12 protein-coding genes are annotated in these 14768 nt (G+C 66.1%); 7 read left to right on the top strand and 5 right to left on the bottom strand.

Annotation, left to right across the window (positions count from 1 at the left end; translation table 11 throughout):
- Positions 1-8: 8 nt before the first annotated feature.
- The 3 genes from AC06FB_RS17005 to AC06FB_RS17015 are packed head-to-tail and all read right to left on the bottom strand — an operon-like array spanning position 9 to position 3348.
- Positions 9-1313: an ABC transporter permease gene (locus AC06FB_RS17005; RefSeq protein ID WP_478053921.1), complete on the bottom strand. Its 1305-nt coding sequence runs from the start codon at positions 1311-1313 to the stop codon at positions 9-11.
- Positions 1314-1323: 10 nt separating this feature from the next.
- Positions 1324-2046, bottom strand: coding sequence for an ABC transporter ATP-binding protein (locus AC06FB_RS17010; RefSeq protein WP_053518723.1), 723 nt, complete (start codon positions 2044-2046; stop codon positions 1324-1326).
- Between the two features lie 24 nt (positions 2047-2070).
- Positions 2071-3348, bottom strand: coding sequence for an efflux RND transporter periplasmic adaptor subunit (locus AC06FB_RS17015; protein WP_053518722.1), 1278 nt, complete (start codon positions 3346-3348; stop codon positions 2071-2073).
- A gap of 203 nt (positions 3349-3551) precedes the next feature.
- Here AC06FB_RS17015 and glmS point away from each other — a divergent pair, with 203 nt between their 5' ends.
- The gene (glmS, locus tag AC06FB_RS17020) at positions 3552-5390 is read left to right on the top strand and encodes a glutamine--fructose-6-phosphate transaminase (isomerizing) (RefSeq protein ID WP_065181785.1); all 1839 of its coding nucleotides are present in this window, start codon (positions 3552-3554) and stop codon (positions 5388-5390) included.
- 448 nt (positions 5391-5838) lie between these two features.
- Entirely contained in the window at positions 5839-6270 is a 432-nt protein-coding gene (locus AC06FB_RS17025; protein WP_478053919.1) for a CBS domain-containing protein, read from the top strand.
- Between the two features lie 66 nt (positions 6271-6336).
- Here the strand turns inward: AC06FB_RS17025 and AC06FB_RS17030 are convergent, their stop codons facing one another.
- Together AC06FB_RS17030 and gloA are read right to left on the bottom strand one after the other, a co-directional pair.
- A complete protein-coding gene (locus tag AC06FB_RS17030) occupies positions 6337-6765 on the bottom strand; it encodes a VOC family protein (RefSeq protein WP_478053920.1) in 429 nt (142 codons plus the stop codon).
- 147 nt (positions 6766-6912) lie between these two features.
- Entirely contained in the window at positions 6913-7431 is a 519-nt protein-coding gene (gene gloA / locus AC06FB_RS17035; protein WP_053518716.1) for a lactoylglutathione lyase, read from the bottom strand.
- 356 nt (positions 7432-7787) lie between these two features.
- Here gloA and AC06FB_RS17040 point away from each other — a divergent pair, with 356 nt between their 5' ends.
- The 5 genes from AC06FB_RS17040 to AC06FB_RS17060 form a co-directional block, all read left to right on the top strand.
- Positions 7788-8195: a CopL family metal-binding regulatory protein gene (locus AC06FB_RS17040; RefSeq protein ID WP_053518715.1), complete on the top strand. Its 408-nt coding sequence runs from the start codon at positions 7788-7790 to the stop codon at positions 8193-8195.
- Positions 8196-8289: 94 nt separating this feature from the next.
- Entirely contained in the window at positions 8290-11004 is a 2715-nt protein-coding gene (locus tag AC06FB_RS17045) for a TonB-dependent receptor (RefSeq protein WP_111186214.1), read from the top strand.
- A gap of 55 nt (positions 11005-11059) precedes the next feature.
- Positions 11060-11752 carry a PepSY domain-containing protein gene (locus tag AC06FB_RS17050; protein ID WP_065181783.1) on the top strand — a complete coding sequence of 231 codons (693 nt, stop codon included), beginning with the start codon at positions 11060-11062 and terminating at the stop codon, positions 11750-11752.
- Positions 11749-13560, top strand: a complete 1812-nt coding sequence (locus AC06FB_RS17055; protein WP_345780482.1) for a 2Fe-2S iron-sulfur cluster-binding protein — start codon at positions 11749-11751, stop codon at positions 13558-13560. Before AC06FB_RS17050 ends, AC06FB_RS17055 begins: the two co-directional genes overlap by 4 nt.
- Positions 13561-13657: 97 nt before the next feature.
- Positions 13658-14768 (top strand): PLP-dependent cysteine synthase family protein (locus AC06FB_RS17060; protein WP_065181781.1); only part of this gene is annotated, 1111 nt, incomplete at its 3' end.

Genomic DNA, 14768 nt, shown 5'->3' on the forward strand with positions numbered 1-14768 from the left:
CCTTGTGCTTACTGCGACTTGAGCTGGATGGCGGGGGTGACCTGCATGGCACGCCAGGCCGGAAGGAATCCGGCGGCCAGGCTGGCCAGCAGGGTCAGGCCGAGGGCGAGCAGCAGCATGCTGCCGTCCAGATGGGCCAGCTGGGCGTACTCCACCGGCTGCCTGCGCACTGCGGCCAGACCGATCAGGGCCAGGCCGATGCCGAGCACACCGCCGACCACACCGATGGCACCGGCTTCGACCAGGCACTGCAGGAAGATCTGCCCACGGCTGGCACCCAGCGCACGCCGCACGCCGATCTCACCGCTGCGGCGCAGGAACTTGGCCAGCAGCAGACCGACCGTATTGACCAGGCACACGCCCAGGAAGCCCAGCGCCAGCCACATCTGCAGGCGCACGTCGCTGGGCACCGCACCGTTGAAGTCCAGCCACTCCATGACGCTGCGCACACGCACGTTGGCGGGACGCTCGAAGCGGCCTGCAGCGCGCTGCTGGTCGGAGTAGTTCACCAGATAGCGGCGGTAGTCATCGACCTTGCCCGGCTCCAGCTCGACCCAGTACTGGATCCAGGTGCAGGCCGCACTGAGCGAGTGGCTGTCGCCGCCCGGGCCGCCGTCGCGGAAGCAGTTCATGTTGCCGTTGTTGCCGAAATCCAGATCCATGGCAGTGGAGAACGGCACCAGCAGGTCCTCGTCCTTGCCGTAGGAACCGGTGGTCAGGTCGAAGAACTGCGGTTCGGGATTCCATTCCTTCATCACGCCGATCACGCGCAGCGACTGGCTGTTCACGCGGATCTCGCGGCCCACGCTGTTGGCGCCCTGGAACAGCTTTTCATTGATGGCCTTGGACAGCACCACCACGCGGCTGTGTGCATCGTCGTCGCTGGCAGACCAGGCGCGGCCGTACTGCATCGGCACGTTGAACATCGGGAAGAAGTCCGCCGAGGTCCAGCGCGTATCCACCGAGAACGGCTTGAGGGTGCTGCCCTCCGGCTCGACGATGGCACTGCCGCCACTCATCATCGCCTGGTGCAAGGCGCGCTTCTCGCGCAGCAGGGCTTCGGCGTCGAACCGCGTCATCTGGCCTTCCGGCTCCTCGTCCGTCAGGTAGCCGGAGCGCGGCCGCGGATCGAGCTGCGCGTAGAACAGGCGGTCGCTCTTCTCCGGAATCGGATCGCCGGACAGGACATGGAACACGGTCAGAGTGGTCATCGAGGCACCGATGCCCAGTGCGATGGCCACCACCATCAGCGCGGTCAGTACCTTGTTGCGGCGGAAGCTGCGTACCGCCAGTCGAGCGTAGTAGGCGAACATGGGCATGCCCTCACTCGTTGACGGCGACGATGCGGCGCGGGGTGGCCAGCACCGGCTCGCGCACCAGGTCGGTGACCTGGCCATCGACGATGTGCACGTTGCGCTGCGCACGCGCGGCCAGTTCCGGATCATGGGTGACCATGACGATGGTGGTGCCGGCCGCGTTGATTTCCTCCAGCAGCTCCATCACGCCACGTGCCATCTGCGTATCCAGGTTGCCGGTCGGTTCGTCGGCCAGCAGCAGGCGCGGGCTGCCGGCGAGGGCACGGGCAATCGCCGCGCGCTGCTGCTGGCCGCCGGACAGTTCGTTCGGGTAGTGCTTCATGCGTGAGCCCAGGCCGACCTGGGTCAGCGCCTTCTCGATGCGCTCACGGCGCTCGCCGGCACTCATCTTGCGGTAGCGAAGCGGCACGTCGACGTTGTCGAACAGGTTCAGGTCCGGAATCAGGTTGAAGCCCTGGAAGATGAAGCCGATCTTCTGGTTGCGCAGGCGGCTGCGCGCATCATCACCGAGCTGGCTGACATCCTCGCCATCAAGCAGGTAGGTGCCGCTGGTGAAGGTTTCCAGCAGGCCGGCGATGTTGAGGAAGGTGGTCTTGCCGGAGCCGGAGGGACCGGTGACGGCGACGAACTCGCCCTCCTTGACCTGCAGTTCCAGCGAGCGCAGTGCATGGGTTTCCACCTGTTCAGTGCGGAAGACCTTGGCGACCGAACGCATTTCGAGCATGTACATGGGGTGTCCTCTCTCCAGGATGTATCAGTTGACGGAGACGCGTTCGGCGTCCTTGAACAGGTCGCTGCCGGAGACCACGATACGGTCGCCCGGCTGCACACCCGACTTGATTTCCACTTCGCCCAGGCTGCTGACGCCCAGTTCCACCGGACGGCGCACCGCTGTGCGGCCATCCATCACGTAGGCCACGCCGTTGCCCTGTTCGACGAACGGGCCGCGCTCGACCTTCAGCACGTTCTTGCGGGTATCCAGCAGCACCCGGACCGACATGCGCTGGCTCTGGCGCAGGCCTTCGGGCTGCTTGTCGGCGAAGCGCACGCGGGCATTGACCTCGCCGTTCACCACTTCCGGCGACACCGCGCTGATCTCGCCCGGGAACGGCTGGCCGTTGCCGCCGGTGAGCTGTGCGGGCATGCCGATGGCCAGATCACGAGCGAAGCTTTCCGGAACCTTGATCTCGACTTCGAACTTGGACAGGTCCACCACGCCCAGCACCGGCGCATTGGCCGCCAGGTTGGTGGACTGGGTGGCCTGCACCTGGCCTACCTGGCCATCAAACGGCGCGCGCAGGGTCAGCGCATCGACCTGGCGCTGCACTTCGGCCACCACCGCCTTCTGGCGATCGGCCAGCAACCGCTTGTTGCGTGCATCCAGGTCGGCGCCCTGGCTCTGCAGGCGGGCATCGGTGGTGGCGTTGGCAAGGCTGATGTCGGCCTTCTTCAGGCTGTCCTGGGCCTTGGCCAGGTCGATCTGCGGCACCGCACCGCCGTCGAAGCCGCGCTGGTAGCGTTGCAGGTCGCGATCGGCAGCCTGGCGCTCGATGGTGGCCTGATCGGTTTCCTTGCGCGACTTGGCGCGGGCCAGCGTTGCGTCCAGCGCGGCGCGGCTGGCCTCGGCTTCCAGGCCAGCCAGGGTGGCCTGTTCCTGGGCCAGCTTGCTGCGCAGTTCCGGGCTGTCGATGATCGCCAGCTCCTGTCCCTTCTTGACCACGTCGCCGGCCACGACCTTCAGGTCCACGGTACCGGCGGAGATCGCATACAGCACCGGGCTGTTGGCGGCGATCACACGGCCGTCGGCAGCGATGTCACGCACCAGGTCGCCACGTTGCACTTCGGCGATGCGCACCCGACTGCTGTCGAACGAGCGGCTGGCGTTTGCCCAGGCGTACACGGCCCAGCCGATGCCGGCGAGCAGGGCGATGCTGCCCAGTGCCGGCCAACGGTAGCGATGCCAGGCGGCGGCGGTCGGGCGGGCCGGGGTGGAGGAAACGATCTGGTCCTGGGCGGAAGTGTCGCGGATCATCGGGTTCGTGCCTGACGGTGGTGATCCATACCAAGCACGTTGCGTGCCAACTTTATTTCCTTTTCTATCAATGATTTGCAATTCGGTTGGCGGTGTCCGGGTGTCCGCGGACACCTGTGCGGACACATTCATTAAGCGGACAGGAGGGGGAAACCGGACACGCACGCTAGAATGCCGCGACCGTCTTCAAGGAAATGCGTGACATGTGTGGAATCGTGGGAGCGATCGCTGATCGCGACGTGGTGCCGGTGCTGATCGAAGGTCTGAAGCGACTGGAGTACCGCGGCTACGATTCTTCAGGCATCGCGGTGATCGACGCGACCGATCGCCCTGACGTGCACCGCGTCCGCCGCACCGGCAGGGTCGCCGAGATGGCCGCTGCCGCCGCCGCCGAGGGGTTCAATGCGCAGCTGGGTATCGGCCATACGCGTTGGGCCACCCATGGCGGCGTCACCGAGGCCAATGCGCATCCGCACATCAGCCAGGGCGTGGCCCTGGTCCACAACGGCATCATCGAGAACCATGAAGAACAGCGCGAGCGGCTGCGCGCGCTGGGCTACACCTTCGAGTCGCAGACCGACACCGAAGTGATCGCCCACCTGATCCATCATCATCTGCAGAGCGGTGACGATCTGCTGGTGGCGCTGCAGCGCACCGTGAAGGAACTCACCGGCGCCTATGCACTGGCCGTGGTCAGCCGTGCCGAGCCGGAGCGCTTCGTCTGCGCACGCATGGGCTGCCCGCTGCTGGTCGGCCTGGGCGAAGGCGAGAATTTCGTTGCCTCCGATGTCTCGGCGGTGATCTCGGCCACCCGCAAGGTGATCTTCCTGGAGGAGGGCGACACCGCCGAGGTGCGCCGCGAGGGTGTGCGCATCTTCGACGAGCACGATCATCCGGTACAGCGCGAGGTGCACCTGTCCGACGTGTCGCTGGCCTCGCTGGAACTTGGCCCTTACCGCCATTTCATGCAGAAGGAAATCCACGAGCAGCCGCGCGCGCTGGGTGACACCATCGAGGCGGCGATCGACGCCGGTGGCTTCCCGGCCGAGCTGTTCGGCAGGAATGCCGAGGCGGTGCTGGCGGGCATCGAAGGCGTGCAGATCCTGGCGTGCGGCACCAGCTACTACGCCGGCCTGACCGCGCGCTACTGGATCGAGTCCATCGCCGGCCTGCCGTGCAGCGTGGAGATCGCCAGCGAGTACCGCTACCGCGCGGCGTATGCGAACCCGAAGCACCTGGTGGTGACGATCTCCCAGTCCGGCGAAACGCTGGACACGATGGAGGCGCTGAAGTACGCCAAGTCGCTCGGCCACCAGCACACGCTGTCTATCTGCAACGTGCCGGAAAGCGCGATTCCACGCGCCAGTGAACTGGTCTGCTATACCCGTGCCGGGGCCGAGATCGGCGTGGCTTCGACCAAGGCGTTCACTACCCAGCTGGCCGCGCTGTTCCAGCTGACCGTGGTGCTGGGCAAGCTGCATGGGCGCGTCGATGCCGCACAGGAAGCCGACTATCTGGAGCAGCTGCGCTTCCTGCCGGGCAGCGTGCAGCACGCGTTGAACCTGGAGCCGCAGATCGCGGCCTGGGCCGAGCGCTTCGCGCGCAAATCCAACGCGCTGTTCCTGGGCCGTGGACTGCACTATCCGATCGCACTGGAAGGTTCGCTCAAGCTCAAGGAGATCTCCTACATCCATGCCGAGGCGTATCCGGCGGGCGAGCTCAAGCACGGTCCGCTGGCGCTGGTGGACGAGGACATGCCGGTGGTGGTGATCGCCCCCAACGACAGCCTGCTGGAGAAGGTGAAGTCCAACATGCAGGAAGTCCGCGCGCGGGGAGGCGAGCTTTTCGTGTTCGCCGACCAGGACAGCAACTTCTCGGAAAGCGAAGGCGTGCATGTGATCCGTACGCCGCGCCACGCGGGCGTGCTCAGTCCGGTGGTGCATACCATTCCGGTGCAGCTGCTGGCCTACCACACCGCACTGGCGCGTGGCACCGACGTGGACAAGCCACGCAACCTGGCCAAGAGCGTGACGGTGGAGTAACTGCCGTCGGCTGCATGGGATGCTGCAGGTGAAGGGGGCCACGTGGCCCCCTTTCGTTTGCGCCGCTCACAGCGCCAAGTGGGACACCCGCAGGGTGTTCTGTCCGCGTTCGGCAGCAGGCCATCAATCTTTAACGCGCGGCACCGCGCGTGTTCAGCGGCGGTTTCAGCCGCAGTGCCATTCTCTGGATCGTCGGCAGGTTCCCACGACGTACTGTCCTATCGATGCCGGTAGTGACCGAGGATCGCAGTCGTAGAATCGAGCCGACCGAGATACGGGTTGCGTTGCCGGACCCGCCTCGTTCGCGTTGCAGCACCTCGCCTTGCCGATGCATTCCCCATGGGCAGACCGGTGCGCCAGACGTGCACTGAAAGGTCTGTTCCCGGGGAGGGGGCGAATCGGAAGAGCACACTTTTTTGACTTCAGTGACCTGCAACAGGAAACAAGAATGAACGTCCGCGAACTCCTGCAATCCAAGAAAGAAGCTGTCATCACCATCGATGAGGAAGACACCATCGGTGCCGCCGCCCACAAGATGAGCGCGAACAGGATCGCTGCCCTGGTGGTGATGAAGGATGATGCGCCGGTCGGCATCATCTCCGAGAAAGACATCGTGCGTACCCTGGCTGACGATGGCCCGCAGGCCGGCCGCCGGGTGATTTCCACCCTGCCGTCCACGGGACTGGAAGGCATCGCACCGGAGGCCACCCTGAAGCAGGCCATGTCGTTGATGACGTACTCGCGGCGCCGTCATCTGATGGTCACCGATGGCACGCGCCTGGTCGGCATCCTCAGCCTGGGCGACATCGTGAAGAATCTGCTGGGCGAGCTGGAGCTGGAAAAGGCCGTGCTGCAGGACATCTACATGGCCGCGCATTGACGCCGGCGCAGTAGAAAAAAAGAAGCCGGGCACTGCCCGGCTTCTTCGTTCACGGCATCGGTGGAATCAGAACGTCACCGTTACCGAATCGGCGCTGTAGCGCGCCGGGCCGTGATAGACCACCTCGATGTTGTTGCCATCCGGGTCAAGCACGAACGCGCCGTAGTAGCCCGGATGATAGGGGCGCTCGCCCGGTGCGCCGTTGTCGGTGCCGCCAGCGGCGATGGCGGCAGCATGAAACGCATCGACGGTCGCCGCATCGCGCGCCTGGAATGCCAGGTGGTGGCGTCCGGTCAGCTGGCCGGCAGCGGCTTCGCTGCTGGCGGTGGAAATGAACAGCTCGTCAGCCCAGAAATAGTCCGGCCCTTCGCCGGCAACCGGAATGCCGATCGTGTCGAACACCGCCTGGTAGAAGCGGCGGCTGGCCGGCAGGTCGCGCACCACCAGCTGCAGGTGATCGATCAATCGACCGCGGTGCAGTTCCATAGTTTCCATGCGTACCTCTACAGAAAAGGGGACAGTGTGGATAGCGCCGGGCCGCGCCCGGCGAGCGCGCAGCGCGGCCTGCTTCCCGTGCGATGAATATCGGAGCAAGGCCGCCGGGCATGGCCTGGCGCCAGCGCAATTGTGCCCCTTTCCGGATCAGGCGTTGGCGATGATTTCCACCCAGTAGCCGTCGGGGTCCTTGATGAAGGCGATGTTCTTCATGCGACCGTCGGTCAGGCGCTTCTGGAACGGCACGCCCAGATCTTCGAAGCGCTGGCAGGCAGCTTCCAGCTCGGGCACCGAGACGCAGATGTGGCCGAAGCCGCGCGGATCGCTGTTGCCGTCGTGGTAGACCGGGCCATCCTGGGCTTCGGTGCCGTGGTTGTGGGTCAGCTCCAGCACGCCCGGCAGGCCGGCCATCCACAGGCGGCGCTCGGCATCGTCTTCCGGCACCACGGCGCCGGACGGCACGTAGGCCAGGAAATACAGGCTGAACTGCGCTTCGGCGAAGTCACGCTTGTCGATCAGCCGGTAGCCCAGCACGCGGGTGTAGAAGTCCAGCGAGGCGGTGATGTCCTTCACCCGCAGCATGGTGTGGTTGAACACGAAGCCGGTGGTTTCGGCCGGGGCCTGGGCGGCGACGCCGGGGACCTGTTGGAGGGAAGAAAGGCTCATGATTCGCGTCCTGTCAGCAATGGGGGGAAATGACCCGCGGAGAGTGGCTGGAAGTTGCATCTGAAACCGGCAGTTGCCGGAACCCGCACTTCGCTTGCATCCTCGTTGTCGATCTGGGATCGTCGGGTCATGTTGCAGCGCAGGATAATCGGTGTGCGTCCGCAATGGGATGAGCGCTTCCGCAACGCCGGGTGAAATGCCTGCAACCAGAGCAGTAGGGCGCGGCAGTGGGACGCAGGGGAATCCGGCAGGGATGGCGAGACGCCCGCGCATCGTCGCGGGCGGTTGACAGCCCGTTGCCTGCCGCGCTAATGATTGTATGTATATACAAATAACCGAGGGTCTTCAGGGGTCCCATGCCTTACCGCCGATGGCTGCCGCTGCTGCTGATGGCCGTGCTCCTCTTCGAAGGTGTCTTCGGAGCGTGGGCGGGGACGCGCATGGCGCTGCCTGGCGGGGACGCTGCAGGCTCCGCGGGCCGGGCGATTGCGGGCTGCCAGGCAACACCGCGCAGCGCGGCACCGGCGTCGGGCCACACCCGCCATGATCAGGCGCCGGTGGCCGCCGGCGACGTGCACAAGGATCACTGCAGCTGTGTCGATGCGGCCGGCTGCGACTGCCGCTGCCTGTTGAGTCTCTACCCTCCGATGCCATCGCTGCTGCTGCCCAGCGCCCATCCGCGCATCGCGCTGGACATTGCGCTGCCGGCACTGATCCTGCCTGCCAGCAAACTTTCCCGCGTATTCCGACCTCCCATCGCCTGAGCGGCTGTCCCCGCGTCGACATGACGCCGTCGTGTCCCTTTGCCCGAATCGTGGCGGGGGCACCCAGAGACAGTATTCCTGCGGGAGAGAAAACATGTATCTGAAGTCCAATGCCATGGCTGCGGCCATCGGCAGTCTGCTGTGCGTCTCCGTTGTCCACTCCGTCGCCGCGCAGGATGCGCAGTCGCCCGATGCGAAGGCACGCACGCTGGATACCGTGCAGGTGACCGGCAGCCACATCAAGCGCGCGCAGCTGTCAGGCGTCGGCCCGGTGAGCGTGGTCGATGCCGAGGCCATCGAACGTTCCGGCGCCACCTCGGTGGAAACCCTGCTGCAGCGCCTGCCGGCCTCGGCAGGGTTCGCGGGCAGCCAGAGCAATGCGTACTGGGCCGAGAACGGCTACGGCACCACCCAGGTCAATCTGCGCGGTCTCGGCATCAACCGGACCCTGGTCCTGCTCAACGGCCGGCGCATCGTCAATGGCGGCACCGGCGCCAACAGTTCGGTCGACCTCAATGTCATTCCGGTCTCACTGATCGAGCGCGTGGAGGTGCTCAAGGACGGTGCATCGGCAATCTATGGCGCCGATGCGGTGGCTGGCGTGGTCAACATCATCACCAAGCAGGGATTCGAGGGTGCCGAAGCGGTGGTGCGCTATGGCCAGACCAGCCAGGGCGACGGCGAGGAAACCTCGGTCGATGTCAGCTGGGGTGTCAGCAGCGAACGCGGCTCGCTGATGGCTGCGGTCAGCTACTTCGACAGCGGAGCGGTCAACATGGCCTCGCGCGCGCCCTGCGGCCTGATCGAATCCGATGGCCGGCTGGTCTGCTCCGGCAGTTCGTCCACCATCGGTGGTCGTGCACTGCTGGCGGATGGCCGACGGGTCAACTTCAACCAGGTGCCCGGAGGCGACGGCGATTTCTACGAGCCCTATTCGGCGGCCAAGCACAACTACAACGGCAATCCCACGCTCAACGCGGTCAACCCGATCGAGCGGCTCAGCCTGAGCGTGTTCGGCGACAGCCAGTTGAATGACAGCACACGCGCGTTCATCGAAGCGATGTACACCAACCGCCAGTCCAGGCAGCTGGCGACCTCGGGTGGGCTGGGCGTCTACCGGCCGATCAACATCGCCGCCGACCATCCGACCAATCCCACCGGGCAGGATCTGCTGCTGCAGCGCCGGCGCCTGGAAGAGGCCGGTCCCCGCCACTTCTTCCAGGAGACCGACACCTACCGGGTGGTAGCGGGCCTGAAAGGCCAGTTCGGCACCAGCTGGGACTGGTCGGTGGCCTTCAACTGGGGGCGCAACACCGGCGTGGATGGTTCGGACAATGTCGCCAACCTCGATCGCGTCGACCAGACGCTGGACCGGTCCCTGTGCAGTACCGCGCCCGGCGCAGCGATTCCCTGCGGCGACTATCTCGGCTACGGGGACCTGAGCCGTGACGTGCTGGATTACATCCTGTACACCTCGCGCGATACCGGCGGAAACGAGCAGAAGAGCTTCACCGCCAATCTCAGCGGGCAGATCTTCGAGCTGCCGGCAGGCTGGGTGGGATTTGCCGCGGGCGTGGAGGTGCGCAGGGAGCGCGGTTGGCGTGATCCGGATCCGTTGACCGTGCTCGGCATCGGCAACACCAACCAGCAGGATCCGATCGCCGGGCGATACACGGCCAAGGAAGCGTACATGGAGCTGGCGGTGCCGCTGCTGCAGGACGCGGTCATCGCAGATTCGCTGTACCTCAACCTGGCCGGCCGCGTGTCCGACTACGACCTGTTCGGGCGCGACTTCAACTACAAGGCCGGGCTGGACTGGCAGGTCAGCCCTTCGCTGAAGCTGCGCAGCACCTATGCTACGGCATTCCGCATTCCCAACATCCCCGAACTGTTCGGTGGCGTGTCCGAGGGCAACCTCACCACCACCGACCCCTGCAGTGGCTGGAGCGGACTGCCGGCCAGCTCGATCGTGCGTGCGAACTGCCAGGCCGATGGCGTGCCGGCTGGTTACGTGCAGCCGGGCAATACCATCCTGACCACGTCCGGCGGCAATGCGGATCTCGAGCCGGAAGATGCGACCTCCTTCACCGCCGGGGTGGTGTGGACACCCACGTTCGCACCCGGGCTGACGCTCACCCTGGACTACTACCGCATCCGCATCGAGAACGCGATCCAGCGTATCGCCGGCTCCACCAAGCTGGCCATCTGCTACAACACTCCGTCGCTGGCGCATCCGTTCTGCGACGCCAGCAACTTCACCCGCGACCCGCGCACCGGCGAAGTGAACTACCTCTCATCGCAGCCGGTGAACACGGCCGATGAGCAGGTCAGTGGCTACGACCTGGGCGCACTCTACGAGTTCAAGCCGTGGGGCATGGACGCCAGCATCAGTGCCGACATCTCCTACCTTCAGCGTTATGACGTGCGCCCGTATGCCGGAGCAGAGGTGATCACGTATGCCGGCAGGATCACCGGCGGCCGTGGCAGCTATGCCAAGTGGCGTGGACTGATGTCGATGAACGCGTCCCGTGGGCAATGGTCCGGTACCTGGACCACCCAGTACATCGGCCGGGCCGACGACATCAATGCCGCGCGTGGCGACATCGGTGATCATGCGCCATCGGTGTTCTATCACAATCTCCAGCTCAGGTACGCGGTCAGCAAGGCGCTGGATGTGGCGCTGGGCGTGGACAACGTCTTTGATCGCTCGGCGCCGTTCATCCAGAGCTATACCGACGCCAACACAGACACCATGACCTACGACCTGCTCGGTCGTCGCTGGTATGCACGCATCGGCTACCGCTGGTGATCGCACGCGCCCCCGTCGCCTGCGGCGGGGGTGCTCCGCAAGGGAGAGAAGGTAGATGAAACCCGCATTCTGGGCGCGCCGCGCCCACAAATGGATCGGACTGGTGATCGGTGTGCAGGCGCTGTTGTGGATGCTCAGCGGGGTCTACATGACCGTGGTGCCGCTGCAGGTGATCCATGGCGACCACCTGGCCCATGTCCGTGGCGAACCGCTGGCGCCGGTGCATGATCGGGTCGGTGTCGATGTGCTGGCCGCGCGTTATCCCGGCCTGCAGTCGTTCCGCCTCAAGCGGCTGCTGGAGCGTGAGGTCTACGACGTCCAGCGCGGACCGGAACGCTTCCTGGTCGATGCCCGCAGTGGAGAGCGCCTGCCGCGGCTGGACCGGGATGGCGCCATCGCGCTGGCCACAGCGCTGTACCAGGGCGCAGGCGAGGTCGCGCGGGTGGAATGGGTGACCCGTGCGCCGTCGGAAGTGAAGACGCGACCGGTGCCGATGTGGGCCGTCCATTTCGCTGACCGCGGAAGCACCACGCTGTACCTGTCACCGGACAGCGGTGAACTGCTGGCGCGCCGGCACAGCCTGTGGCGCTGGTTCGATTTCCTGTGGATGTTCCACATCATGGACTACGAGCAGCGCACCGACGTCAACAATGGCCTGCTGCGCGTCGCATCGGTGATCGGGCTGGCATTCGGCCTCAGTGGCGTGTGGCTGCTGTTCTACAGCTTCGGCCAGAGGAGGCGCGCATGACGCCGTGGCTGCGCCGGCTGCACAGGTGGATCGGGGTGCTGGTGGGACTGCAGTTCCTGGTCTGGCTCGGCAGTGGACTGGGCATGAGCCTGCTTGACCCGGACCGGATCGCCGGCACTTCGCAGCGGGCTGCGCCCGCGGCGCCCCTGGCATGGCCGGCAGATACCGTCTCACCGGCCGATGCGCTGCGTGCTGCGCGGTGGCCGGCCGCGACCCTGGACAGCGGCTGGCTGCTGCAGGCGCCGGTGTATCGACTGCAGTCAGCGGAAGGCACCGAGGTGATCGATGCGCGTGATGGCAGGCGCATCACCATCGATCCGGTGATCGCGCTGCGCGTCGCGCAGGCCGCCTACCGTGGCCAGGGCGTGCCCGCAGCGCCGGTGCATCTGGCGCACAGTCTGGAGACGCGCGGCCATCCCGACGCGGTGTGGCGGGTGGACTTCGGCGATGCGCAGGACACCACCGTCTACGTCTCCGCCGACAGCGGACAGGTGCTCGAGCATCGCACCGCAACGTGGCGGCTGTTCGATGTGTTCTGGATGCTGCACATCATGGACTACGCGGCGCGGGCCAACTTCAACAATCCGCTGGTGGTGGGGATGGGGCTGGGGGGGCTGTGGATGGCCTTGACCGGCGCGTGGCTGCTGCTGGCAAGCGTCCGCCTGCATGAGTTCGTTCCACATCGATGGCGCAGCCGCCGGCAGTTGGCAGTGTTCGCCCCGGGAGGCACGCACCTGCGCACCGTGGCCGCGGCGCAGGGGGACAGTGTCTACCTGGCGCTGGCCCGCGAAGGCGTGAACCTGCCTTCCAACTGCGGCGGCGGGCAGAGCTGTGGACTGTGCGAAGTCCGGGTCCGTGGACAGGCTGGAACCCCTTCCGCCGCAGATCGGGCGCACCTGGCCGGATCGCGCCTGAAGGTCGGCTGCCGGCTCGCCTGCAACCTGCAGGTGGAGGCGGATATGGAGATCGAGGTAGCCGGCGGTGCCAGCCTGTGGACCGAGCATGAGGCAACGGTCGAGCGGATCGAAGCGGTGACCCCGTTCCTGCGCGAGATCCACCTGCGTCCGGACCACGCCGCCGACGCACTCTATCAACCCGGCTGCTACCTGCAGCTGCATGTGCCCGAATACGAGCTGCCCCGTTCCGCGCTCTGGCATCCGGACGAACACCGGCAGGACTGGGCACCGTTGGCCCTGCCGGAAACCCTGCACAACAAGGCGGCGGTGCGTCGTTCGTACTCGCTGGCGATGCCGGTTGCCGCCGAAGCGGGGCGCCTGGTGCTGCTGGCCCGGTTCAGCCCTGGCTGGCAGCAGGGCAAGCGGCATCCGCCGGGCAAAGGGTCCAGCTATCTGTACGCGTTGCGCCCCGGCGATCGCGTCCGCTACAGCGGACCGTTCGGTGATTTCGCGCTCAGCGGCGTGTCCCGGGAAAAGATCTTCATCGGAGCCGGCGCCGGCATGGCGCCGCTGCGGGCGATGATCGAACATCGGCTTTCCGAGGGAGGGCAGGAGCGCATCCACTACTGGTACGGTGCCCGCAGCGACCGCGATTGCCCCTACATGGCGCAGATGCAGGCCCTGCAGGCAGCGCACGCGAACTTCAGCTGGCATCCCGTCTGGTCCGGGCAGGGAACTGGCCGGCGCGTGCATGACGCCATCCATGAGGATCTGCTGCAACGGCATCCGGATCTTTCCGGCTGCGAGTTCTACCTGTGCGGGCCACCACCGATGCTGGCCGCGACCCGGCAGCTGCTGCAGCGGCTGGGGGTGACGGAAGAGCGGATCGCATACGACGATTTCAAGATCTGAAGTGGAGGCGCCGTGGCCGTGCAGGGCGGCCGCGGCGCCCGTTGCAGCGGTGCGGGCGGAGTAGAATGCGCAGCTGTACTCACCGAAGTGGCGTTCCATGTCCCAGCGCGCCTGGGTGGCTGCGGCCATCCGCAAGATCGAAGCCGATTTCAACCGGTCCGCCGATACCCACCTGATCCCGATGGCGCTGCCCGGGTTCGAAGGCATCGATGTCTACCTGAAGGATGAATCCAGCCACCCCACCGGCAGCCTCAAGCACCGCTTGGCGCGTTCGCTGTTCCTGTACGCGCTGGCCAACGGCTGGCTGCGCGAAGGGCGGCCGGTGATCGAGGCGTCGAGCGGCTCGACCGCGGTGTCCGAAGCGTATTTCGCACGCCTGCTGGGGCTGCCCTTCATCGCGGTGATTCCGGCCACGACCTCGCCGGAAAAGATCGCTGCCATCGAATTCCATGGTGGCCGCTGCCACCTGGTCGAGCGCGCCTGTGATCTCAACTGCGAATCGGAACGGCTGGCGCGCGAAACCGGCGGTCACTTCATGGACCAGTTCACCTACGCCGAACGGGCCACTGACTGGCGCGCCAACAACAACATCGCCGAGTCCATCTTCAAGCAGATGGCCGAAGAGCCCAGCCCGGTACCCGAGTGGATCGTGTGCAGCCCAGGCACCGGCGGCACTGCGGCCACGCTGGGCCGCTACGTCAGCTACCGGCGGCACGACACCCGCATCCTCTGCGCGGATCCGGAGATCTCGGTGTTCTTCGAGGGCTACCAGGCGGCGGTGGCGGGCGAGCAGCAGTGGCGTGACCTGACCTGCAGCGGTGGCTCCCGTGTGGAAGGCATCGGCCGACCGCGGGTGGAGCCGAGCTTCATTCCAACCAGCGTCGATGCGATGGTGAAGGTGCCGGATGCATTGAGCCTGGCAGCCATGCGCCACGTCAGCCGGCAGCTCGGTCGGCGCGTGGGAGGCTCCACCGGCACCAACTTCATCGGTGTGCTGCAGGCGGCGCAGTGGATGCGCGAAGCCGGCCGCCACGGCAGCATCGTCAGCATCCTGTGCGACAGTGGCGAGCGCTACGCGCAGAGCTATTACGACCCGGCGTGGTACGCACGACAGGGCATCGATGTGGACGGTGCCGATGCGCAGCTGGCCGCGGCCGTGGCGGGTCAGGGCCTGCCTGCGCTGCCGTGCTGCAGCCTGGAAGCGCTGT

It is taken from the genome of Stenotrophomonas sp. Steno-C15 (assembly GCF_056393265.1).

Excerpts from the sequence above, each read along its gene's own strand:
- AC06FB_RS17010 (WP_053518723.1), bottom strand. The coding sequence starts at position 2,046 with ATGTACATGCTCGAAATGCGTTCGGTCGCCAAGGTCTTCCGCACTGAA.
- AC06FB_RS17015 (WP_053518722.1), bottom strand. The coding sequence starts at position 3,348 with ATGATCCGCGACACTTCCGCCCAGGACCAGATCGTTTCCTCCACCCCG.
- AC06FB_RS17025 (WP_478053919.1), top strand. The coding sequence starts at position 5,839 with ATGAACGTCCGCGAACTCCTGCAATCCAAGAAAGAAGCTGTCATCACC.
- glmS (WP_065181785.1), top strand. The coding sequence starts at position 3,552 with ATGTGTGGAATCGTGGGAGCGATCGCTGATCGCGACGTGGTGCCGGTG.
- AC06FB_RS17055 (WP_345780482.1), top strand. The coding sequence starts at position 11,749 with ATGACGCCGTGGCTGCGCCGGCTGCACAGGTGGATCGGGGTGCTGGTG.
- gloA (WP_053518716.1), bottom strand. The coding sequence starts at position 7,431 with ATGAGCCTTTCTTCCCTCCAACAGGTCCCCGGCGTCGCCGCCCAGGCC.
- AC06FB_RS17030 (WP_478053920.1), bottom strand. The coding sequence starts at position 6,765 with ATGGAAACTATGGAACTGCACCGCGGTCGATTGATCGATCACCTGCAG.
- AC06FB_RS17045 (WP_111186214.1), top strand. The coding sequence starts at position 8,290 with ATGTATCTGAAGTCCAATGCCATGGCTGCGGCCATCGGCAGTCTGCTG.
- AC06FB_RS17005 (WP_478053921.1), bottom strand. The coding sequence starts at position 1,313 with ATGTTCGCCTACTACGCTCGACTGGCGGTACGCAGCTTCCGCCGCAAC.
- AC06FB_RS17040 (WP_053518715.1), top strand. The coding sequence starts at position 7,788 with ATGCCTTACCGCCGATGGCTGCCGCTGCTGCTGATGGCCGTGCTCCTC.
- AC06FB_RS17050 (WP_065181783.1), top strand. The coding sequence starts at position 11,060 with ATGAAACCCGCATTCTGGGCGCGCCGCGCCCACAAATGGATCGGACTG.